Genomic DNA, 23,638 nt, shown 5'->3' on the forward strand with positions numbered 1-23,638 from the left:
AATTAAGAAGAAGGTTTTGAAATGCTATCACAAATACATGCAGCACTCAATCGGCAAGTGCCACCATGGCAATGGTAGCCAGGATAAGCCCGATCAGCAGAATCGTGCCGGGGAATACCGCATAGATGATGAGCGACAGGACTACGGTTATCAAGGGTGCCAGTCCGGTCAACGGCGAAACGATAACCGCTTTGCCATACCGATAGGCATAGACCAATGTCAAGGCACCAATCGCATTGAGCAGTTGGATAATAAACGTAGCCGACACCCACGAGAAGCTCGTGTTCATAGGTAGAGAAAAATCGGTCATATAGTAGGCCACCGGGATAAGCAATACTCCCGCGATGGTCATATAGACAAAGATACTCTCGGCCGAAGCTACCTTGTTACCGAGTTTCATGAAGTAGGCCTGCACGCCCCACATGACAAACACACCGGTAGCCATCACCAGCCACATACCTCCCTCAATCTCGCCGCCTCCCTGCTGCACCGACAGGAAGAAGATGGCCAGCAAGGCCACCACGATACCCCACTTCTGCCGCTTGTTGGGCCGCTCCTTCAGCAGCCACAGCGACAAGGCTATCGTCACTACCGGCGACATGGACACAAACGGGAATATGATATAGGCGGGGCCTATGCGCAATGCCTGGAACAAAATCAACTGGCCGGCCGCGCCCAACAACCCCACCATGAGTCCGTAAAAGACGGCACGGAACGACACATCAAGTTTCCAACCATTGCGCCATAGAGCCACCACCGCACAAGGGATCATGGAAATGGCCCACACGATATACCCCAACGTGGCCGGGAACCCGGCCTTGGTAGGCATCTCGCTGAATGCACCCCATACGCCCCAGAGCAACGTAGTCACCCAGGCATACATCAACCATTTTTCTACTTTCATACGATGAGCTGTTTTTATTCACCCTTTACATGGGCCTCATATTCGATTTTCTGACCCGGTACCAGGTGGTCACACTCGATGGTGATAGTCATGTCGGTAGCCCCGGCAGGGATACCCACCCAGCGGCTCTCGCCCGGTTGCAGGTCGATCAGACTCGACTCGGAGCGCACCCCGTTCACAGCCACATAGGCATCGCGATAGATAGGAGCCACACCCGTGTTCTTGATCTGCACGCAGGTCGAGTCTTCCTTCACGCGCACATCGGTAATCTCGTAGCGGTAGCCACACAGCATACTGGCCTGTTTGATGCGAGCCATGGTCTGGTAGGAAGGTTGGTTGTTACCTATCATGTAGGTAATGTGGAATCGTTTCGACTCGCCCTCGAAGTTGCGGCCATGGATGCCGTCGGGGTAGTCGAGCACATGTTCCTGGTCATATTTGGTATAGTAGCCAAACTCACCGCCGGCCGGCGAAGTCTGGTAACGGTTTTCGCCGAAGAATTTCCAGTTCTTGCCGTTATACTCGTCGTGAGTCTCGTGCATGAACGAGTCGTCGAAAAGACCAAACTTGAGGTTCTTCAACGAAGGATCGGCCTCGAGCGGCGTATAGTCGGGGCTGGCTGCATCGATCGACACGCTCCACGGCGTATATTTGAAGGTCTCGCTCATCAACTTGAAGAACTCGGCCTGAAACTCTTTCGAGGGGAACGTCTGGCCCATGATGCAAGGGCCGTCATATATGTGGTATTCGGCCCACAAACCAAAACCGGTTTGCAGGAATGCCAGGCGCGGATCGTTGTCGTAGCGCTCGGCAAATTTCTGATAGAACTCTTTGTGGAATCGTTGTAATTCGGGATTACGCCAGTCGGGGAAACCGGTCTTTTTGCCCTCGCTCAGGGCTACGGTCTCCTCATAATCGGGCAACTCCCTGATGTATTGAGGTACGGCGCTGTCGAATCCGGGATAGGTGTACCAGAACCGGATGATGGCCTGGTGCTTGCGCGAAGCAATGCCATCGAGCACCTTTTCGAGCGGAGTCCAGTCATAGACTCCCTTCTCCTTGACAATATCTTTATACTGCATGTAGGAATACTCGAGGCTAATGGCATCGGTATTCCGCTTGTCGTTATCGGCCCACAGCACAATTCCGGTCATGGGTTGCACGCCTGTGATATGCGACTCTAACGACACTTTTACAAACCCGTCGAAGTTGGGTTCCGTGCTATTCTGTTTGCTGGCCGAGTCGTGGCAAGAGGTTGAAAACATCAGGGTCGAAGCACAAAAAAGGGATAAAATTCTTGGTATCATCTTGCACTTTAATTTAAGGTAATGAAAGCGGAGCGGCGGTTACGCCGCTCCGCAAGTAAAATGAAAAAGCTATGTGATTTTAGAGAGAGGTCGGGGTGAAGGTGACCGTGAACTTCTTGTTGTTCGTGGGGATAATCGTGTAGTAATCGCCATCCAGATTCTCCTTGTCGATGGTCAAACCGTCTTTCAGATCGACTACAATCTTATAGTAAGTCTCTTCGGCAGGAACCGGCAAGAGCAAACCATTCTCACCCATTGCAGTTACACCCTCGAAATACTTCGAAGAGATGCAGCATTTACCATAATCCTCTACCGTATAGGGCTCGCCCCAGAACGAAACGTCACCGCCCCAAGGCAGAATCGTAGCGATAGCCTGGTAAGTATTGGCCGTCTCGGAGGTACGATAGAGCGTCAAGCGCGAAGTGGCATCCCAAGCGGCACGCTCGATACCCATGAAGCGGTTCCAGCACCAGCCATCCATGTAGATTACATCGGGATAACCCATGTTGTTCATCACATAAATCGAACCCGAGAAGGCATCGATACGAATCAGATATTCACCCGTGGGGGCAATCATCGTCCAAGAGGGGTTACCGGCACCGGTAAATACATCGTGGTCGCAGAATGCCATCGACAGGTCAACACCACTTGCCGTAACCGTTTGTCCTTGAGTCAACTGAGCAACACCCTCGTAAGAGAAGTATTCACCTTCTACCAATGCCAGCGGCGAGCCGCAGAACGAAATGGCTTCGGGAGCCAGAGCGCCGTTGATATAGATACCCTCGTTGGTGTAGGCCAGCGTGCGGGTTCCGTCGCTCAACTCAACTTTGGTATAAACGCCATCTTCCTGGAATACCTTCATCGAGAAGGCACCACCCAGCGTGATGGAGAAGCTGGCAGCCTTGTCTTCGGCACCGAGTGTCAGTTTGCGGTTGGCATACGTCAGGTAATTGTCTTTGCCACCCTCTTTGAAGTAGAACTGACCGGCCACGATAGCGCCCCACATATCGGTCTCTGCGCTACCCGTTCCGTCCGACGGCGGAGTCCAGGCCCAATACTTTTGGTTACCGTTCTGGTAGCCCTGCATCTTGGTCTTTTCGCGCTCGATCCAGATACCGTTGTCGGGAGCATCGTTATCGTCCCAGTGACCCGAGATAGTACCAAAGATATACAGAGGCTCGTCGATAGCAGTCCAGTTTTGAGCATTACCCAGCGTCAACTCGAAGCTAACGGGATTGAACGAAATCTTGAAGTAGGCTTCGGTCTCACCGCCAAAGACGATGTTGTCCTTACCCAGGGCAATGATTTCGTCGCCTTCCATACCCCAAGACATACCCGTCTTGTCGCTGTTGGCATAAATCTTACCGGTAGCCCCAGCGGGGATAAAGTCTTCGACCGAGAATACGTCGCCGTCTTTCTCCATCGTATAAACCAGATTATTGTCCAAAGCCAGATAGAGGGCATCGAAGGTCGGGACTGTTACACCCGTAATCGATACCTCTTCGGTGCTGAGCTGGTTGCTCGAGTTCTTCACCGTTACCGAAATGGTCAGGTCGCCCGGTACTGCGTTCTTAGGCAACGGCAGGGCAATCTTCTCGTTCAAGTCATAAGTCTTGCCGGTAAGCATCTTGGTCGTTTCGTAGAACGAACCGTTGGCATTGCTCACCGAAATCATGTATTGGCGCAAACCTTTTTCATCGGCAAATTTGGCAGTGAGTGTTACCTCGTCGCCATACTTCACATCGGCATTGGGCGTTACTGCAAGCTCCGAAATCGCCGACGTGGCGGCGGGACCACCTGCAGGCTCGTCCTCCTCCTTACAAGAGGTAAATACACACAGTGTACCTACCAGCAAAAGCATCAAATACTTCATTGTTGTTTTCATCACATTAAAATTTTGGGTTAATAAAAATTTGAATCGTCATGGTTTACGAGTTCATTATTTCTTCGTAAAGACCTTGTCCCCTTGATAGGTATCGGTCACACCTTCCGATGTTACATTCACACGCATAGAGAGATAGTTGTATCCCGTCTCGGCCTCCCACACGTCTTTGTTGGCGAGCTGTATCGAGTATTCGGGTCTGTCGCGCAACGACTCCATGGGGTCGGGCAAGTTGAGGTAGATGTCATAGTCGCCCAGAGGCATATCGGCGGGCAAACCGGCCTCTACGTCAACCGTACTCTCGGTATTGGGTTTCCATTTGCGAGGATCGGCATCGAGCGGCAATACATAGGTTGTATTGTCGGCCACATTGCGCATCACGAGCTCAATAGCACGGGGGTTGAAGGGCGAAGCATAACCTACGTTCTTCACTTTCAAAACCACTTTGATGAGGTGACCCGGAGTCACGTTGGTCGTGTATTCGCCCGAGGTGAGGACAAAGCGATAGCCCATCTCCCGTTTGATATCATCCATACAGCCCTGGGAAATCCAGCGGTCGTTCACACCTTTGTAATAGTCGCTGTTCAGATAGGACCAGCGCAAGGTGCGCATCTCGTCCTGAGCATGCTCACAATCGGCAGGCGACACGCCGTTGGGAGGACAAGTCTCGCCACCCATAGGCAGGTAGAGGCCCTCTTGGGCGAGGTATTTCTTATCTTCAGTTACATTTTGGTAGGTACCATAGTCGTTCTCGCTGGCCATGAAGCAGTCGTTGTGGTGACCAATGCGGGCGGCCTTCATCTGGGTGTAGGCCTCCGAAGCCTTCAGAGCCGTGGTGCGATTGAGGTACTCTTGTTTGTATTGGGGTGTACGCACTTGTACCACACGGTTTTCGGGCAGAGCCTCCAACAGTTTGTCGAGCACAGCGGCACGCGCCGTGGGGTTATTCAGGTTGTTGGTAGTGTAGTACCACTCACCCCACGAACCTATGAAACCGGCTTGCCATACGGCAATTACGTCGGCATTCTTGGCAATATAGGGTTTCAGTTGATCGATATGCGTTTCGATAATCGACAGCGGAGCATCGGGCTCGGTCTCGAGGCTGGTGTAGGCAAAGCGCAATACACACTTCACACCAGCTTCGCGCATGGCGGCCATGTCGTTGTCGAAGAACTGGAGAGCTTCGTCGGTAAGCGGTTTATCGCGGAAGTTCTTCAAATAAAAATAGCGGAATATAAGCGAGTAGCCGGCATCACGATAGCCCTTCAGGGTCGATACGGTCAAGGCACCCGACACCCCCATCTCGCACGATGTGGCCTTATAGAAACCACGCTCGGGATTTACAATAATATCGCTCGATTCGGTGTAAGAGACACTCTCCATGGGGATATTGGTCTTGGCTTTGTCTCCATCTTTTTCACAAGAAGTACAAGCTACGCCCAAGAACATCAATGCTCCGGCACCGAACAATTTGAAAAATGTGTTCATAACGTCCTTTTTTTTACTGGTAATCAATTCATAATGGCCGGTGTACCCCCACCAAGGGGAGGTACACCGGTTCTAAAAGATTTAGATGGTATATCCGGGATTTTGAATCACTTGTCCTTTACCATCGACGATAACCGACGGGGGCAGCGGATAAACATATTTATACTTGGCAGCATAGGGAGCCTGTCCGGCATTGAGTTCGAGTACCCGGTCGAGCAACTTGTCGAAACGGATCAGGTCGGCGCGGTATTGTCCGCTCTCGCACCAGAACTCATGCGAACGCTCGGTGAGCAGTTGGTCGATGAAAGCCTCTGTGGTGGGGAAGTCGGCCAGCGTCTTGTCTTCGAGTTTAGCACGGTTACGCACTTCGTTCATCAAGTCAACAGCCTCTTGCGTTACACTTCCGCCCGGTTTCATCACGATAGCCTCGGCCAACGAAAGCAATACATCGGGATAGCGATAAACCACGATATCGAGGTCGGAGTAACCACCGCTACCGGGTACGGCCGGGTCAACTTCATACTTTTGAGGAATGGGACCCAGGTCGAGATACTGGTCGGGGTTATCACGGTTGCGCAACTCACCATTACCCGTCGTATATTCGGGCAACAGATAGGTCTTGCGGGTGTCGTTGGGTTCGAACGAATCATAGAAGTACCAGGTACTTTGTACCGTAGCCCAACCTTGAACGAGACCGTCGATATCGGGCGGCATACACATCATGTGCCATTGGTTCTGGCTGGGACCATCGATAGCACAGGGGATGATATAGATATACTCCGACGTGCATTGAGACTGACCGTTCAACTCGAAGAGCGAAGGATAGTCATCAACCATAGCATAACCATAATCGGCACCCATCATCTCGCGGGCAATCGTCTCTACCTTGTTGTAGTAGGTTTTGTCTTCGGGAGTCTCGTGCAGATAGAGACGGATCAACAGCATATTGGCCAAACCACGGCTGAATTTTCCATACTCGGTATCTTTCGGATAGGGCAGATATTCGGCAGCAAACTTGAGGTCGTCTTCGATAAACTTGACCATAGCTTCACGCGAGAGACGCGGCAGCGGTGCCTCGTTCAGAGGCTCGTCCAAGATTTCGATAGGAGCAATTACCAGCGGGCCAAACATATCGTAGAGGATATACGACAGGTAACCACGGGCACAACGCACCTCGGCAATGTAGCGGTTCTTCGACTCTTGAGGCAGGTCGCTCTTCTCGATCATGTCGATAACCGTGGTGCAACGGCTTATCTTACCAATAAAGCCGTTGGGCTCGTCGCGGGTGTAGTAGAAGAAGGTTACATCGCTTGTCTCGGTATTGTACGAGAGCTCGTGACAATATTTCTGAGCTCCATACTTACCGGCCAGAATCTCGGTGCAAGCATCGTTGACAAACATCTGGCCACGCTCCGAAGTCGTGTTGATACCATCCCACCAACTACCACGCAAAGGATAGTAGCACGAGAGCACCATCGATTGCAAGTCTTCTTCGGTTTGGGGGAATATCGAGGGATTTATATCGCTATAACTAATCGGCTCCATGTCGCAGCTATTGAGCATGGGCACCAGCAGTAACAACAGCGAGAATTTTCGAAAAATCTTTTTCATTGTATTCCGTATTATATTGTTGTTGACTAAAATTTAATATCTACACCGAACGTGAATGTGCGGGCATTGGGATAAGCAGCCGCATAAGAGTCGGTTTCGGGGTCGAGACCTCCGTAAGGAGTAATCAAGAATACATTGTTTACATCGACATGGAAGCGCATGTTCTGGAAGATCTTACGCGTAGTAGCGGTCGAAGGGATGGTATAACCCAGCGTGATGTTTTGCAAACGGATATACCAGGCATCTTCGTAGAACCAGTCGCCATAGCCATAGGTCGAACCTGTATAGAACGAGCTCGGGTTGGTAGTCGAGGGGTTATCAGGCATCCAGCGGTCGTCGAGGCTACGCAAGCCGTTATAACCATATTGTGCCATACCCCAGGCCGATACACCGTAGGCCATGCGGGTGGGATCCATCATCACACGGTCGAACGAACCGTAGAAGTTGAAGTTGAGGTCGAAACCTTTGTAACGGAACGTGTTGTTGAAACCAATCGTAAAGCCGGGATCGCTCGTTCCCAACAGACGCATATCGGCATCGTCGATTTGACCATCGGGCTCACCAGTCAAGATGAAGCGGCCGTCGCGTACCACGGGATTACCATCTTCGTCACGCAGATAACCGTTGATATCGGCGATGATCAATTGACCCGGTTTCAAGTCGGGTTGCGACTCGGGCACGGGGTCACCCACTTGCAGAATACCGATAGCCTGGCGCGAATAGATAGCGCGGATGGGGTCGTTGTCGCCCTCATATACAGCAGGTTTCCAGTCGGTCGTGTGTTCTACCCACCAGTTCTTCACACGCGAGAAGGTGATGTCTGAGAACCACGAGAAGTCTTTCGTTACGATATTCTTGGTGTTCAAGGTGATTTCAATACCACGACCACCCGTCGTACCTATGTTGGCCGAAACCGAAGTCAAGTCGTGATAGGTATTCAGCGGTTTGTCGGTCAACAGGTCGCAGATGCGGCGCTCGAAGAACTCGAAGGTACCACCGATGCGGCCATCGAACAAGGCGAAGTCCAAACCTACGTTAAACTCTTTGGTCGTCTCCCATTTCAAGTCGGGATTCTCGAGACGGCCCAGGAATACACCCGTCTGCTGGCTGTTGTCTTGTTTGTTGTAGGCCAATTGAGCATAGTAGGCAGCAAAAGCGTTGTTGGTCACACCCGTGGCGTTACCTACGGTACCGTAGCTCACACGGGGTTTCAACATCGAGATTACCGAACGAGTAGGTGCCATGAAAGGCTCTTCGGCCATGTTCCAAGCCAAAGCTACCGAGGGGAAGTAACCCCACTTGTGGTTGCGGGCAAACACGCTGGCACCATCGGCACGGAAGGTAGCCGTCAACAGATAGCGGTCCATGAAGGTGTAACCTACACGAGCGAAGGCCGAATAGATGCGGTTTTCGCTACCGCCCGAAGCAACTTGCTTGGTTCCCTCACCCGATTGGAGGCTGTTCCACAAGAAAGCATCGGTGATGAAGCCGTTGTTACCGGCATTGACATAATAGTCTTTGTTGAACTCGGCCGACCAACCCAGCACGGCATTGATGCGGTGGTTCTTGTTGAATTCCTTATTGTAGTTGCCCGTAGCCTCAATCAGATACTTCTCGTTATCGGCTTCGCTAATCGTGGCGATACCGTCGGAGAGGCCACCATAAAGAGTCTCTTTGGGCATGTAGGTTTTACGGCTTTGATGAGCGCGGTCCAAACCCATGCTGAACTTGAACATCAAGTCTTTGATAGGTTCGTAGGTTACATAGGCATTGGCCAGGATACGGTCCATGAGACCTTTATCGGTATTGAGCAGCAACGAAGCCGGGTTGGGCTGCGTGGGCAACTGCGGGTTTACGGGATAGTTGCCATTCTCGTCTTGAGCCGGAATATTGGGGCTCATCTGTACGGCGGCACGAATCATACCCGATTTTTCATACTCGGCGGCACCGAGCTGCGTATTGTCGTTATCGACACGCGAAGCGGTAATGTTGACACCGGTCTTGAAGTATTTGTTGATCGTTTGATCTACATTCACCTTGGCCGAGTAACGTTTCATACCCGAGTTTCTGATGATACCTTTGTTGTCGTAGTAGTTCAACGACATCATAAATTTGGTATTCTGGCTACCGCCCTGTACACTCACGTTGTGCTGTTGCACGCTACCGTTGCGGGTAATCAGGTCGAGCCAGTTGGTACCTTCACCAGCTGCAGCGATCTCCTTGTCGGTAAACGACAGTTTGTAGGCTACACCGTTTTTGGGTGAGTCGATAGCCTCTTGCAGCGTACGGCTACCATAGGGATAGACGTTGTTTTCATACATCCACAAGTCCCAGGTAGCGGTATTCATGGCGTTCATCCACTCCTTGAGGTTATACACGTCGTAATTATCGGTGTATTGCTGTATCGAATACGAACCCGAATAAGACACAATCGTACGTCCCTCTTTCCCTCGCTTGGTGGTTATCAATACTACACCGTTGGCAGCACGTGAACCGTAGATGGCCGTAGCCGAAGCATCTTTCAATACCTCGATAGACTCGATATCCGAGGGGTTGATGAAGTTCAATACACTCTGTGTACCGGCATCCATCTTCTCATTGGTCGTCGAGGGTTGGTCCAACTCGGTGATGGGGAAACCATCTACCACATACAACGGGGTCTTGGAACCGTTGATAGAGCCTTCACCACGTACCCGGATATCCAATCCGCCACCCGGCTGGGCACTGTTTTGCGAAATTACCAGACCGGCGGCTTTACCTTGCAGAGCGTGAGCTACCGAAGGAGCTACAGCCAGGTTGAGGTCTTCGCTCTTTACCGACGATACCGAACCGGTCAAGTCGCGTTTCTTTACCGTACCGTAACCGATTACAACTACCTCGTCGATGTAATTGCCATTTTCGGTCATCGTTACATTCAGGGTCTTGGAACCGCCAACCTTCACTTCTTGGGTATCCATACCCACATACGAGAAGACCAACGTTCCGTCGGCAGGGGCCGAAATGGTGTAAAAGCCGTTATAATCGGTCGAGGTTCCTTTGGAGCCTCCCTTCACGAGCACGCTCACTCCGATTAACGGATCTCCGACAACATCCTTCACAACACCGGATACTTGTACGTTTTGAGCCATAGCTCCCAAATACCCGCATACAAGAATCAAGGATACGAAAATTCGCTTGCAAAACCGAAGTTCCGTAATGTGTTTTCCATGATTCCGTTCTACTTTCTGTAATAGATTCATAGATCGAGATTTTTAGTTAGTTAAAATTGATATAGAGAAATTGGGACAATTATTCCTTTACTTCGTTGGCCTGGAACAGAAGCGACCGCTCGAAAGAGCATTTCACCTTGGCTTCGGGGCCTTTTACTCTACCCAGCGACACTTCGTTGAAATAGTCATACAGGTCATATTCTTTTCCCTCTTCGAGACCTTTCACCACAATCTCGCCGTCGAACGACGGGGCATAAACAGCATAGTAGAGGGTTCCATCCTTGCGAATGACATGCGTCTCGGGGCGCGAATAGCCTATGTCGTACAAACCGCTCACATACTCGCCCGTCGAGAGCATCTTCTCGTTGTAGAGCGAGAACCACTTCTTCCACACCACCTCTTTCTCGGGGGTAAGCCGGTAGTCGGCCTTCACCTTGGGGTTGTTGCGGGGCCAGGTAAACTTGGTGCCCAGCACGGCGCCTATTCCAAACGACGAGGCGAAGTCGTCGCCGTTGTCGCTCAACTCGACGTGGTCGCCAAAGTAGGCGGTCTTGGGTACCAACGCTTTATAGACGTAACCTTTCAAGCGCACCTGCCAGCTGCTGGTGGGGTCGGATGCCACGGTCTGGTTGGTATAAGGCAAATTGTAGAATGACATGCAACAACCGCACGGGCAGTTTTGTATCACCGTGTGGGGATTGAGCGAACGCGACTCGTCGTAAATCATCTTGAAGAACGAAGGCAGATGCTCATACCCATACTGGGGACACGAGGGATGGTGCGCGGCACTGTAATCGGCATGCACACTGTTGAGGTGCTGTCCGTCGAGTTTCAGCCCATCGAACCCATACTTCTCGATGAATCGATCGACCAGGTCGCGGCTGTATGCCACCACGCCCGAATCGACCGGCGAGAGGTAATAGCTGTCCCACCAGGTGATATAATGCGGAGTCTGTTGTTTCGAAAGAGTAATGAAATCGGGGTGTTCCTTCAGCACCTGAGTACCCGGGTCGGCAGCCAGCGGAGCCCACCACAACTGTACCTTCAGGCCATAGGATTTTATCTTTTTCACCAAATCGATCATATCGCGGTCGCCACCGGGGAAACGGCGGGTATCGAGGTCCCAGTCGCCCTCGGCAATCTGATAACCGTCATCGACCGTGGCCCACTTGATGCCCAGCTCCTTCACCTTGGGCAGAGTGCCCAGAATCTCGGCAAAGGTGGCTTCGCGCTCATACCCCCAGGCACACCACATGGGTTCGAAGGCTGCAGGTTCCGACTCGGGCATCTTGAGGCCCGAAGCCTGCATATACTCCGAGAACTGGCGCAGCGGGGCAAAGCAGTCGCCCGTGTAGGCCGATACGAAGGTGCGCACCGTCGTAACCGTGTCGCCCTGTTCAAACGAGGGAGCCGATTCGTCGGCACTCTCGACGCTCACCTGAGCATAGTCGTCGTATTTCGATTTCTCTACCGGGAGCGAAACCAGGCGGGGCGAAAGTTCTACATGCCCCACGGCAATACCACCCTCTTTACGCCACAGACAAGTTACGGGGATGCCGCCTCCGTAGTCCGAGTCGTTCATACCCATGTAGTTGCGTTGGCTGAAGGTCGAATCGACCGGCAGAATCCAGTCGGCCCGGGCAATAGTCGATTGCCCCTGGAACGACCAAAAGGCCGGCGTATCACCGTTGTCGAGTACCCGGAAGTGGTGGTTCACCCATTTGACCATATGCAGGTCGCGTTCCGTCTGGTTCACATACTGCACCTGAGCCACAGCCATACCGGGGAAACGACTATTGACCTCGATGGTCTCAATCTTGCGGATAACTCCACCATAAGGCATCTTGGCCTCGCCCACAAGGGTATAGATTGTTGTATCGCCCGACACGCGCGTGTCGCTACTCTTCAACTTGAAATTGTTCACAGTTCCCTCATCGAGCACCAGATAATCGGCCATGCTCTTTTGGGTGAGCGGCTTATCGCAATCGGTGAGCGAAACCGTCATACACATATCGTTGTCCACCGCCAGCTGCATGGAGCCACTCTCGATGGTCACTCCCTTGTTGCAGGAACCAAGCGACAGGAGCGCCAGGGCTGCGGGAATCAGTATGTATCTATCGATGTGTTTCATGGAAAAGTGGTGTAAACGATTTTATTTGATAACTCGCAGGAAATTCTCCCGATAGACTTTTCGCAGTACCTCATCGGGCAGATCGAATCCCGACAGATTCCAATGATAGTGGAACTCGGGAGCGTAGAAGTGTTCGTCGTCGGTCTCGAGAATACGGAAGGTCATCTCGTACATCTCGGGCGACATGCCATTGTCGGTACCATAGAGAATACGATCGGCATAGCGGGTATAGAATTTCTTCATGTGGCGGGGTATGCTTCCCGTCTCACCGAAACGGGCCGAGATATCGACATAGAGATTGGGATACTTGTCGAGCATCTTGCCCACAATCGAGAGATCGTAACTGCAGTTGATGAAGTGGCAGGCAACAAACAGTGTCTTGGGATGTTTGGCTACGGCATCGTCAAACTGGGCCACGAGTTGCTCGTGAGTCTGCATGCCGGGAATGGTAAGATCGATTTTCCAGTTGCCGGCATTCATCATTCCATCGTTATTCTTGTCGGCAGGCAGATACATCCAATAAGGCTCGGCCACATGGATATTCAACGGCATATTCAACTCGGCACACACGTCATAGATGGGCGTCATAAGCGGGTCGTTCAGGTGCAGCCCCTTGGCCATATAGGTCTGGAAAGCCACATACACGCCCAAGCCCTTGTCGGTTACCTCGCCCACACCCTTGGCACCCAGTTTGTGACAACGGCGCAACTCTTTGACAGCCTTTTCGGCAAAGGTAGGTTTGCCATAGTCCGAAAGGTCAAGGCCGCACCACAAGTCGAAGCGGTCTTTATAAGGAGCATATACCTCTACAATCGAATCGAACGAGGCGCCGGTATAGCCGGTGAGTACCACCGTCTTTTCAATACCCTTGCTGTCCATGGTCTTTACCCACTGGGCCACCTCCTCGCGAGTGGTGGGATAGTCGTGCGAGTGAGCATCGATAACGGGGTATTTGGCTTTCTCGACCCGAGTTTGCTGTATATTATAAATCGATTTCGGTGTATAGTCTTTCAACAAAATCGCATCCTGTCCATAGGCCATAGACCCTACGAGCAAGGCTGCTGCTAAAAAATAAAAGTGTTTCATGACAGATTAAAGTTTAAATGTATTTATAAAAGTGTATTACTTGGCAGCGCTCCCTACCATGCGGTATTTCTCGCACAACAGTTGGATGACGGCATCGGTAGCTTTGGGGAATACCTTGCGCAAATCGATTTCGTCGCTATGGAGCAGCGTCTGTTTCAACGCCCGCATAAATGTATCTTTGATTTCGGTGGCCAGGTTTACCTTGGCAATACCGTTGCGAATGGCAGCCTGAACCATATCGTGGGGAATTCCCGAGCTGCCGTGCAGTACCAGCACCACATCGGTAGCGGCATGGATGGCAGCCAACCGGTCGATGTCGAGATGCGGAGTCGATTTGTAGAACCCGTGTGCCGACCCGATGGCTACGGCCAGGGCATCGACATGAGTGGCATTGACGAAACGAACGGCATCTTCGACCGTGGTGAAGCCCGACGAATCCTGGGCCTGTCCCAACTTGGGCACATAGCCCAACTCGGCCTCCACGTTGGCACCATACGGACGAGCCATCTCTACCACCTTGCAGGTTGTCTCGATATTCTCTTCCATGCTCTTCTCGCTGGCATCAATCATCACCGACTCGAAACCGGCATCGAGACACCGTTGTACCAGCTCGATCGAACCGCCATGATCCAGGTGGATGCAGCCGTCGAGCTGGTAGTCTTCAAATCCCTGCCGGGCCAGAGCCACAGCGCGTTTCAACCCCATGTAGTCGATTGAGCTCCGAGTCAACTGGAGCATAACGGGAGCTTGCACTTGCGAGGCGGCTTCGAGGATTCCCTTCAGGGTCTCGTAATTGTAGAAATTGGTAGCCAAAATGGCTTTCTTTTCAGCTTGAAACTGTTTGAGTGTTTCCTGAACTTTCATTGTATATGATTATAATGTGATGAACTGATTAAATTTTTCTCTCGCAATTGTCTCTATGTGCTCCTTACTGGAGAAAGCTCCCGTACCACCGGCAGCGGTTGTGTTGACCGCCCCCATGAGGTTCCCGAAACGCTGGCACTCCTCGAGGCTGTCGTCCTTGACAAACCGCGAGATGCACCCGGCGTTGAAGCTGTCGCCTGCCCCAATGGCATCGACCACTTCTGTGTTAAGGAAAGAGGGCAGGAGTACTGCCTCTCTATCCTTGCAAACCAACAAAGAACCTTTATTACCCATCTTGATTATCGCTACGTTTACATACGGTCTTATCTTTTCGACAGCTTCATCGACCGTGGCCGAGGCGGTGAGCAGCATGAGCTCTTTCTCGTTCGGCAGGAATACCGATACCAACGGCAAGATGCGGGCATAGTCAAAATCCCACGTCTCGGCGGGATCCCACTGGGTGTCGAGCGAGGTTGTCGCACCATGAGCGCGAGCACACTCGAGCAATTCGACCAGCCCCTTTTTCAATGCCGGCTGCAAAAAGATAGACGAGATGTGGATGTGACGGGTCTTGTCAAACACCGCCGGATCGATATCGGCAAACGACATCGAAGCCATGGCTCCCTGATAGGTGACCATGGCACGATCTTCGCCATAGTTGAGCACGATAGTCGCGCCCGAAGCATAGCGGTCGGTCTCTATCAACATCGAGGTATCCACACCTTTGGCTTCGAGGCTCTCCTTGATCAATTGCCCAAAGTTGTCGTGCCCGATCATGCCCACGAATCCCACTTTTGTGCCCAACGCTGCGGCATTGGCTGCAAAAATGGCCGTCGAGCTTCCCAGGGTGAGAATCATGTCTCCGGCAAATTTCTCTTTTCCAACCTCGGGTTCGCCGTCCAACCGATTCAGGATGAGATCGACGTTCAACTCCCCGATAGCCAAAACATCGTATGATTTCATAGCAGATAATTATTAAGATTTACCAAATTGAATGCATTGAAATATTTGTCCATATCGTGCTCGATACGCATCAGCACAATCTCTTCGGCTTCAAAACCGTTGCGCTTCAGATTTTCATACAACTGGCTGCGTGCGGCCAATGCCTCGGGCTTTTGCCAGATATAGCGACAGCTCGTGCGGATGAGCCACAGACGACGTTCGTCGGTGAGTTCGTCGAGCTTGTGCCCTTTCTCGGGCTCGAGCAACCATTTGCGCCAGCGGTTCGACTCATCGACCAACCGCCACAGTACCCGTTGCATATTGGAGCAGACGGCTACACGACCTTTGGCATGGAGCTGTTTCTCAATCTCCTCGAGTTCGGCCAAGGCATCGTACTCGCTGATGGTGAACTCGGGGCCCACATTGGCGGCTCCCATACCACTGAGCGGATAGTCCTGAGGATTCGACACCCCGTCGGTATAGTGACCCTTGATGTAGCTGCCGTAAGGAGCCACCTTGGCAGTGAGCTCGCGGGCAACCTGGGGATCGAAGGTGGTGGTGTGCAAGTCGGTACCTACCTTACCCACGATGAAACAGGGCCAAACATCCTCCAGACCCACAGCCTTGAGACCGGCTTTCAACTCTACGAGGAAGGTGTCGAAAACTTTCTCGTCGGCCAAACCGCCATGAACCTCTTCGGTTCCTACCTCATACGAGATGGGGGGATAGCCATTGGCCCGACGGAAAGTTTCGGTATGAAGAATTAACTCTACGGTGCGTTTTACAACCAGGTGAATATCGATTATTTCGCCTTTGGGTACATGAATATCGACTGTAGGATCGACATGTATCAAATCATAGCCGGCAGCGATAGCCGCTTCGAACGACTTTTTCACGGCAGCCATGGCCCGGTCGGTATCCCACTTTTCGGTCGATTGTATATCTTTCAACCAGGGGCCACCGTGATCGACAGCCACAATATAGGGGCCGGTATAATCGACAGCCTGCGACTCCATGCGCAATACATCGGTAAAGACCGACTGGGTCATACCCGTGTATCCGCCATCGCAATCGACCTGATTGAGCGTAGCGGCAAATTTGATGGGCGCATTGTTGCGCTTGGCGGCCCGGAATGCGGCCTTGATGACCGACATCGAGTTGGGACACACAGCCAAAAGCGTGCGGGAGATATGCTGTTTCTCCTTAAGCTCGGCTATTTTTTTCAGTATATATTCGGTTTTGGGTTGTGTCGTTTTCATGGCTCTTTCTATTTTAGAGATCATAGATTTTTACGCCTTCGACCACTCTCGATATATTTCCCGAGACCGAAGGCTCGTCGGGGTTCAGCCCCAGATTTTCCGACTTGTAATATCCCAGCAATTGTCCTATCAGCACATAGGGGATACAAGCATATTCGTTCCCTCTCAGGGCTTCGGGGTTGGAGGCCTTGACCACCCAGTCGAGTTGTACACCGGGAAGTTCAAGTCCCTCGGGTGCGACGGCTACTTGAGCCACCACCTTGTTATTTCCATTGATTTGGCAGATGAGGTCTCTTTCATAGCGCAGCACCCGCTCTTCGTTGGAGCAGAGATAGACCAGCAATGTGTCTTTGTTGATGACTGCTTTAGGTCCGTGACGGAATCCCAGGAAGGAGTCGAACTTGCACACAATCGTACCATCGGTGAGTTCTTGCAACTTCAAATGACACTCCTCGGCAATACCTTTCAACGGGCCCGACCCCAGGAATACAGCCCGTTTGAAGGGACGGGTAGCAATCTCGGCAAGCGCTTTCTCGCTATGAGCAATAATCTCACGGGCAAAATCGGCAGCGGCCTCTACCTTGACTTTCTGCTCGGGTAGCTGTTTGATATTGAGAACCAGCAGCGACACCAAAGCCATCGTCGAGAAGCTACTGGTCATGGCCAAGCTCTTGTCGTTGGTCTCAGCCGGAAGCAGAAGCAGCAGCACATTCTCGCGACTGCTCTCCCGAGCCAGGTCTCCCTCTTCGTTGCAGGTAATCACAATATGAAATACCTTCTCGCAGTATTTGTCGGCAATGCGCACAGCCGCCATACTCTCGGGGCTGTTGCCCGACCGGGCAAATGATACCAGCACAATGGGACGTCCCACGGGCAAATACTTCTCGGGATAGGTAATCATATCGGTCGTTGCCACTGCGCGACAATGAGCGAAGCCCTTCTCAACAAAAAGTCCGGCCAAAGCATCGCCAATAAATGCCGACGTTCCAGCACCGGTCAGGATAATTTCCGTATCCTTGTCGATTTGGTTCTCCGAAATGAATTTTTTTATATTCGACTCGTTCCTACAAACCAGATCATACGCCTTCAACCAGACATCGGGTTGCTGCATAATTTCGCGATATGTAGCAGTCGTACTATTACACAAACTCATAAAACGCTGTATTAAAATAATTTGAGAATTCCTATTATCTCTTCTTGTCCTATTTCTCTATCACAAATATAGTAATCAAATGCTTTCGTTTCGTAATATTTTTATCTATAATATTTGCTTGTCTATTATATTATTTAATAATATACTGATTATGAATATTTTATAATGCAATAATAATATTTCGAAATGTTTCGATAGTTAATTTAAGTTATATTACATCGATTTGGCAATATAATAAATATTAAATTATGGCATATTAAAAAAAATAGCTACCTTAGTAAGGTCTTAATCATAATGATATCAAAAGCAACGAAATCGCAGAAGTTTCGATTCGAAACCTTATTTATACAATAACCTTATCATAATATCACTCTACATGGAAACATACTATTCGGCAAAAGAACGGCGAGCCCATATATTACAGTTATTGAAGAACAGTCCCAAGATTCTGGTCTCCTCACTCAGCCAGACGTTCAACATCTCGGAAGTTACCATCCGAAAAGATCTGGAAGAACTCGAGAATCGCAATCTGCTCATACGGGTGAGAGGCGGGGCCATACGACTGCCCAAGCTCAACATTGTCGAAGAGCAGGCTACTACCGAGAAAAAGCGCTTTCACTATCGCGAGAAACGGGGTATCGGCCGATTGGCCGCCACCCTCATTCACGAAAACGAGACCATCATTCTCGACTCGGGCAGCACAACCATGGAGATTGCCAAGAATCTGCACGCCTTCAAACATCTCACGATTATCACCAATGCCATCGATATTGCCATCGAGTTGAGCAAATACAAGCGATTCAACGTGATTCTGTTGGGCGGCCACCTTAGAGACTCGAGCCTCTCGACCGTGGGTCCTATTGCCGAAAACACCCTCAAGATATTCTACTGCGACAAACTTTTCCTGGGAGTCGATAGTTTCAATCTGGAACGCGGGGTCTCCACCCCCAACATCGAAGAGGCCAACATCAACCAAACCATGATTACCATGGCCAAGGAGACAATTGCCGTATTCGACTCGTCGAAAGTAAACAAGAAAAGTTTTGCCTTTATCGCCTCTGTCGCCCAGTTGAGAGCGATTGTAACCGACAACAACATGCCCACCGACGTAAAATCTCAAATCAAAAAAATGGGCGTGAAACTCTACGAGGCCGAACCCGAGATGTGAAACCCTGACGGGCAATTTCACACTCGATTAATTGATATGAAAAAAGAGGTGAGGATATTCCCCCTGCTGGGGGCGAATATCCTCACCCTTGTTATTGTATTAGATTATATCAGATTAATCAAGATTGACACCCATTAATAGACCGTGTTCTGGGGATCCATGTTGGTCCAGCCGGTCATCCAGTTGTTGGAAGCGGTTTCGCTGGGCGAGAAGGCCCCGATGTAGGATACCTGCTCAAAGCCCGAAGCTACCAGCGGGTTGCTCCAGTCGGCAGCCTGACTTACCAGCGGGCTGTCTTGCGAAGGAATCAGGCAGAAATCGGTAAGGTTTTGGGGATTGCCCTGCAACTTGAGGTCGGCAATGGCGGCATAAGCGTGGTTCTTGCCATCGGCCCGATTGAAGTAGCTGTCGGCAAAAGCGCCATTGTCGGTGGGGCTATAGGGCGTGTTGTTCTCCCAGTATTGAGCATCTTGGAAATTCTTGACCATACCGGCAAAGAGACAGTTCTCGACCACCAGTTTCCCGGCCGTGGCAAATGCCTGAGTCGTCGAGTTCTTGTCGTTCTCGATAATGAGGCCAAGAGGGAAGCCGGCAAATACCGAGTTGAATACCCGCAACTGAGTGTTACGACGCAGGTGCATGGCAGCCTGGAAGTGAGCATCGGTATTGCTACCGTTCACGCCAGCCTCATCGGTGTAGTTGGCCGGATCGACTACCGGACCGAACATCGACACGTTGGAGAATACACACGAGGTGTAGGGCTCGATGGTGGCGGCATCGCTACAGTTGTCCGATTCAAAACCGTTGGAGGCCGATTTATCGCCAATCTTCGGGTCGCGCACGGCAGCAAGGAACTGCAATTTACCCGAGAAACCGTTGTCGGTATCGAAGTCGTCGTCCCAAGTACCCAGGGCTACCAAGTGCTTGCAGTTCACGGCACCGCCAAACCACTCGTAAGAGTCGTCGCCCGAGTAGGAAACCTGTACATAATCGACCGTCGTTCCACTACCAACCGACCCGAAGGTGATGGCATTGATTTCGTTATCGACCGAATACTCGATACCGGCAAACTCGCAACGCACATATTTCAAGATACCCGAGTTGTCGGCATCGTCGTTACCGCCGTGTTTACTGCGCACACCACCCTCGATGGTCTGCTCGCCCTTGTTGTTCTTGGCATTACCCAAGAGGATGATACCGCCCCAGTCACCGGGTTTGCGGCTGCCCGGAGCCTGGGCCGACGTGAAGACAATCGGGCGTTCTTTCGTACCCTCGGCAATCAGTTTGCCACCACGCTCTACAATCAGCGTAGCCTTAGACTCTTTCTCTCCCTTGATTACCACACCCGGCTCGATGGTGAGCGTAGCCCCGTTGGTTACATAAACAAAACCACGCAGGTTGTAGGTATTGGGATAGGTCAAAGTCATGTCTTGTGAAATCTCATAAGCATCAGAGCCGTCGCCCAAGTCATAGCTTGTTCCGCCAGGAGTGGGTTCGTCGTTATTACTCTCGTCGCAACTTACTACAGTCATGGCTGCCAAACATACGAAGGCAATCGTTTTGAATAGTTTTTTCATTTTGACTTTCTTTTTAGTTAGTATTATAGAAAAGGATTGTAATCAGAAATTAAATGTAACTCCCACACTCACCGCACGCCCGGGTCGATACGACTTGGTTACCTGCTCGCGCTCCTGCAGCTGGCCGGCGGCATCGTGGAACTGCGGGAATTGCTTATAAACCACCTTCTCGGCCAGGATATCCTTTACACCGGCTTTCAGCTCGATGATCTTGCCCAACTTCTTGGAGATGGTGAAGTCGAGGCTGTTGCGAGGCATCTCATAGGTATCGGGGATATTCACGCTCACGTCGTGGGTCGTACTGTTTGACTTGCCTATACCGATGATGCGTTTGCCCAACCGGTTGTAGAGCAGCGACGACATGAGACCCCACTTCTCGTTCTGGTAATAGAGCCCGGCATTGATGATGTAGGGCGACTGTCCCTGCATGGGACGATCTTCGGTCTTGATGATGCCCGACTCGTCGAACCGCACATTGCTCTTGATGAGCGTAGCGTTGAACAAGAGGCTGAACCCTCGCATTCCCACAAAGTCGAGACTCTTGCGTATCTCTATCTCGGCACCCAGGCTTTGGGCCGAAAGAGCATTCTCGTAGTTGTACCGCAGGGTACCGCCCATATCGATGAAGGTCCACTCGATGGGATTCTCGAAGTGTTTGTAGAAGAGTCCCACGCTCACCATCTCGCCCCGCTCGGGATAGAACTCATAGCGGAAGTCGAGGTTGTCGATCTTACAGGTCTTCAAATCTTCGTTACCACCAATCTCGTTGAAGAGGTCGAAGTCGTAATAGACGGCCGGCGACACCTCGCGAAACTCGGCCCGGTTGAGCGAACGGCCATAGGCAAGCCGCAACAGATGCTTCTCGTTGAAGTTGTAGGTTGCATTGACCGAGGGCAACAGATCGAGATCGACATAGTCGCGACTGGTGAGCAAGGTCTGTGACGCCGACATCGACTTGTCGCGGGTGAGACGAAGCTTGTTGTACTCGAGCCGCAACCCGGCATAGACATTGAACCGGCCCAAGGGCAACTCGATGGCACCGTAGCCGGCACCATACAGGTTGGTAGCATCGTAGGCGTTGGTCTTCTGAGTTATCTCGTCGATATAGACTTTATCGGCACTCAACCACTCGTCGCTCATCATCTCCTGGTAGGGCAGATAGAGATACTCCTGGCGCTCCTCGACCGAGAGATTGTCGTAGCGATAGACAAACTCGCGGGGTGTATAGCTGCGGGTGCGGTATTCACTCATCAACCCGCCCTTGACGGTCGAGTGAATGTTACCCAAATCGACGGCTCCCTTGTAATCGACACTACCCGAGAAGAGGTGGTCGCTGAGCGACTGGAAGTAACGCGATATCTCCTCGTTGCCTACCTTCAGCTGCGACACATCGGTACCCTCGCTCATACCGGCCTGGTTGACAATGATACGGCGATCGGGCTCGGTCTTGTAGGCATAGCTGTATCCTACATTCCACGACAGGGAGTGCACCTTGTGCTCGTCGAGAAAATGGTTACCGGCCAGCTGCCCCAGATAGGTGAGGCGCGACTGATACAACATCTCGGTCTCCTCGCGATAGAAGGGGCTGCTTATGTTGCGCTCGCCGGTACGCTCGGTGAGGCGGTTCTTGCCCAACATGTTGAAGAGGTTGCGGAACTCCAGTTTGTTGCGGTCGCTGAAGACAAACGACCAGTTGTGCATGGCACCTACCCGCACATCGTTGGAGTACTGGTTGTCGATATAGTCGTCGAGATACACGGGCTTGTCGGCCTCCGACGAATAGACGCCGAAGCGGGCATTCACGATATCCTGTATCGTTTTATAGGTATTGCTGTAATTAATAAAGGTGGTCATGCCTATCTCGGTACCCCCCTCGGTATCGAACCGACGGTTGACCGAGAGCGAGAGACGCTGGTCGGGCATGGGAATAAAACTCTTCACCCTCCAGTCCGAGTTGAACGAACGGGTCAGCCGGGTCACCTCGTCGGGGTTACTGCCGGCGATATCCATGTGCGAAGGCATGCTGCTCGAGAGCAGCCGTTTGTTCACATCGAATCCCAGCCAATCGGTCGAGCTGCCGGGGTTGAGACGGGTATCGGTAAACTGCGTATTGGTGTTGAAGCCGGTCGTATAGTTCACCTGAACCGAGTTGCGCAACGGCAGACTCTTGGTGGTGATGCGAATGAAACCGCCGGCAAAGTCGGCCGGTATCTCGGGAGCCGGTGACTTGTAGATAATCATGTTCTCAATTTGCGAACTGGGCAACATGTCGAACGAGAACACCCGGCTGTCCGACTCCAAACTGGGGGCCGTATTGCCGTTGATCCATACATTATTATATCGTTGGGCCAAACCACGCACCACGACAAAGCGGTCGTCGAGTATCGAGATACCCGGTACCCGCTTCACCACCTCCGAGGCATCGCGGTCGAGGGTCTTGGCTATCTGCTGCGACGAGATACCGCTTGCCACCTGCACCTGTGCCTTCATCCCCTCGATGAGCGACATCTCGGTGTCGTTGCGGCGATAGGTCGAGACCACCACCTCTTGCAAGGCGACCCCATCCTCTTCCATTTCGATATCGAGGGGAGCGACATTCTCGCCGGCCTCGGCGGTTACCGGTATCTGCATTGTCTTATACGACAGATAGCGGCAAACAATCACTTGCTTGCCGACAGGCAGATTCTTCAAAACAAAATTTCCGTCGATATCGGTAGCTGTGGCAATCGAGGTTCCCTCGACCTGGATGGTAGCTCCAATGATAGACTCGCCACTTTTCTTATCCTTTACGGTTCCTGTAATCGACCCGGTGGCTGCAGCCAACGCGCCAAAAGCTCGAATTAGAAAAATAAAACCTAAAACAATCGCTAATAATCTGTTCTTACCCATACTTTCTTACCTTTTTTCTTTCGAGGGCAAAGGTATCGGTATGGGACTACGAATGTGTGACAGACGTGTGAATGGATGCATAACATCTGTTACATTTCGGTAACCTGGGTTTATCAAAAATATTTCAAAAAATATCACCCCGTTCTATTCCAAGAGATAATGGCAACA

The 23,638-nt window shown here is 51.5% G+C and carries 15 protein-coding genes; 1 reads left to right on the top strand and 14 read right to left on the bottom strand.

Annotated features, from left to right (window positions below; genetic code table 11):
- Positions 1-46: 46 nt before the first annotated feature.
- From B5G10_RS07705 to B5G10_RS07760, 12 genes are all read right to left on the bottom strand, one after another.
- The gene (locus tag B5G10_RS07705) at positions 47-904 is read right to left on the bottom strand and encodes a DMT family transporter (protein WP_087424155.1); all 858 of its coding nucleotides are present in this window, start codon (positions 902-904) and stop codon (positions 47-49) included.
- Between the two features lie 14 nt (positions 905-918).
- On the bottom strand, positions 919-2,211 hold the full coding sequence (locus B5G10_RS07710; protein WP_087424156.1) for a DUF4832 domain-containing protein: 1,293 nt from the start codon (positions 2,209-2,211) through the stop codon (positions 919-921).
- A 79-nt stretch (positions 2,212-2,290) separates the two neighbouring features.
- Entirely contained in the window at positions 2,291-4,084 is a 1,794-nt protein-coding gene (locus tag B5G10_RS07715; RefSeq protein ID WP_087424157.1) for a hypothetical protein, read from the bottom strand.
- Between the two features lie 66 nt (positions 4,085-4,150).
- On the bottom strand, positions 4,151-5,581 hold the full coding sequence (locus B5G10_RS07720) for a DUF4832 domain-containing protein (RefSeq protein ID WP_087424158.1): 1,431 nt from the start codon (positions 5,579-5,581) through the stop codon (positions 4,151-4,153).
- Positions 5,582-5,662: 81 nt separating this feature from the next.
- The gene (locus tag B5G10_RS07725) at positions 5,663-7,192 is read right to left on the bottom strand and encodes a RagB/SusD family nutrient uptake outer membrane protein (protein WP_087424159.1); all 1,530 of its coding nucleotides are present in this window, start codon (positions 7,190-7,192) and stop codon (positions 5,663-5,665) included.
- Positions 7,193-7,218: 26 nt separating this feature from the next.
- Positions 7,219-10,431: a TonB-dependent receptor gene (locus tag B5G10_RS07730; RefSeq protein WP_087424160.1), complete on the bottom strand. Its 3,213-nt coding sequence runs from the start codon at positions 10,429-10,431 to the stop codon at positions 7,219-7,221.
- A gap of 49 nt (positions 10,432-10,480) precedes the next feature.
- Positions 10,481-12,532 carry a glycoside hydrolase family 36 protein gene (locus B5G10_RS07735; RefSeq protein ID WP_087424161.1) on the bottom strand — a complete coding sequence of 684 codons (2,052 nt, stop codon included), beginning with the start codon at positions 12,530-12,532 and terminating at the stop codon, positions 10,481-10,483.
- A 21-nt stretch (positions 12,533-12,553) separates the two neighbouring features.
- Positions 12,554-13,618, bottom strand: coding sequence for an amidohydrolase family protein (locus B5G10_RS07740; RefSeq protein ID WP_087424162.1), 1,065 nt, complete (start codon positions 13,616-13,618; stop codon positions 12,554-12,556).
- A gap of 36 nt (positions 13,619-13,654) precedes the next feature.
- Positions 13,655-14,482 carry a class II fructose-bisphosphate aldolase gene (locus tag B5G10_RS07745; protein WP_087424163.1) on the bottom strand — a complete coding sequence of 276 codons (828 nt, stop codon included), beginning with the start codon at positions 14,480-14,482 and terminating at the stop codon, positions 13,655-13,657.
- A 9-nt stretch (positions 14,483-14,491) separates the two neighbouring features.
- Positions 14,492-15,445 (bottom strand): carbohydrate kinase family protein, encoded by a 954-nt coding sequence (locus B5G10_RS07750; protein WP_087424164.1) that lies wholly within the window; start codon positions 15,443-15,445, stop codon positions 14,492-14,494.
- Positions 15,442-16,683, bottom strand: a complete 1,242-nt coding sequence (locus tag B5G10_RS07755) for a class II D-tagatose-bisphosphate aldolase, non-catalytic subunit (RefSeq protein WP_087424165.1) — start codon at positions 16,681-16,683, stop codon at positions 15,442-15,444. The genes B5G10_RS07750 and B5G10_RS07755 overlap by 4 nt, the downstream gene beginning before the upstream one ends.
- A gap of 13 nt (positions 16,684-16,696) precedes the next feature.
- On the bottom strand, positions 16,697-17,836 hold the full coding sequence (locus B5G10_RS07760; protein WP_087424166.1) for an SIS domain-containing protein: 1,140 nt from the start codon (positions 17,834-17,836) through the stop codon (positions 16,697-16,699).
- 376 nt (positions 17,837-18,212) lie between these two features.
- Here B5G10_RS07760 and B5G10_RS07765 point away from each other — a divergent pair, with 376 nt between their 5' ends.
- The gene (locus tag B5G10_RS07765) at positions 18,213-19,004 is read left to right on the top strand and encodes a DeoR/GlpR family DNA-binding transcription regulator (RefSeq protein ID WP_087424167.1); all 792 of its coding nucleotides are present in this window, start codon (positions 18,213-18,215) and stop codon (positions 19,002-19,004) included.
- A 134-nt stretch (positions 19,005-19,138) separates the two neighbouring features.
- Here B5G10_RS07765 and B5G10_RS07770 read toward each other — a convergent pair whose 3' ends face one another.
- Positions 19,139-20,581 (bottom strand): hypothetical protein, encoded by a 1,443-nt coding sequence (locus tag B5G10_RS07770; RefSeq protein WP_087424168.1) that lies wholly within the window; start codon positions 20,579-20,581, stop codon positions 19,139-19,141.
- Positions 20,582-20,623: 42 nt separating this feature from the next.
- Positions 20,624-23,470 carry a TonB-dependent receptor gene (locus B5G10_RS07775; protein ID WP_087424169.1) on the bottom strand — a complete coding sequence of 949 codons (2,847 nt, stop codon included), beginning with the start codon at positions 23,468-23,470 and terminating at the stop codon, positions 20,624-20,626.
- Positions 23,471-23,638: the final 168 nt, after the last annotated feature.

Source organism: Barnesiella sp. An55, from assembly GCF_002161555.1.
Lineage (GTDB): Bacteria > Bacteroidota > Bacteroidia > Bacteroidales > Barnesiellaceae > Barnesiella > Barnesiella merdipullorum.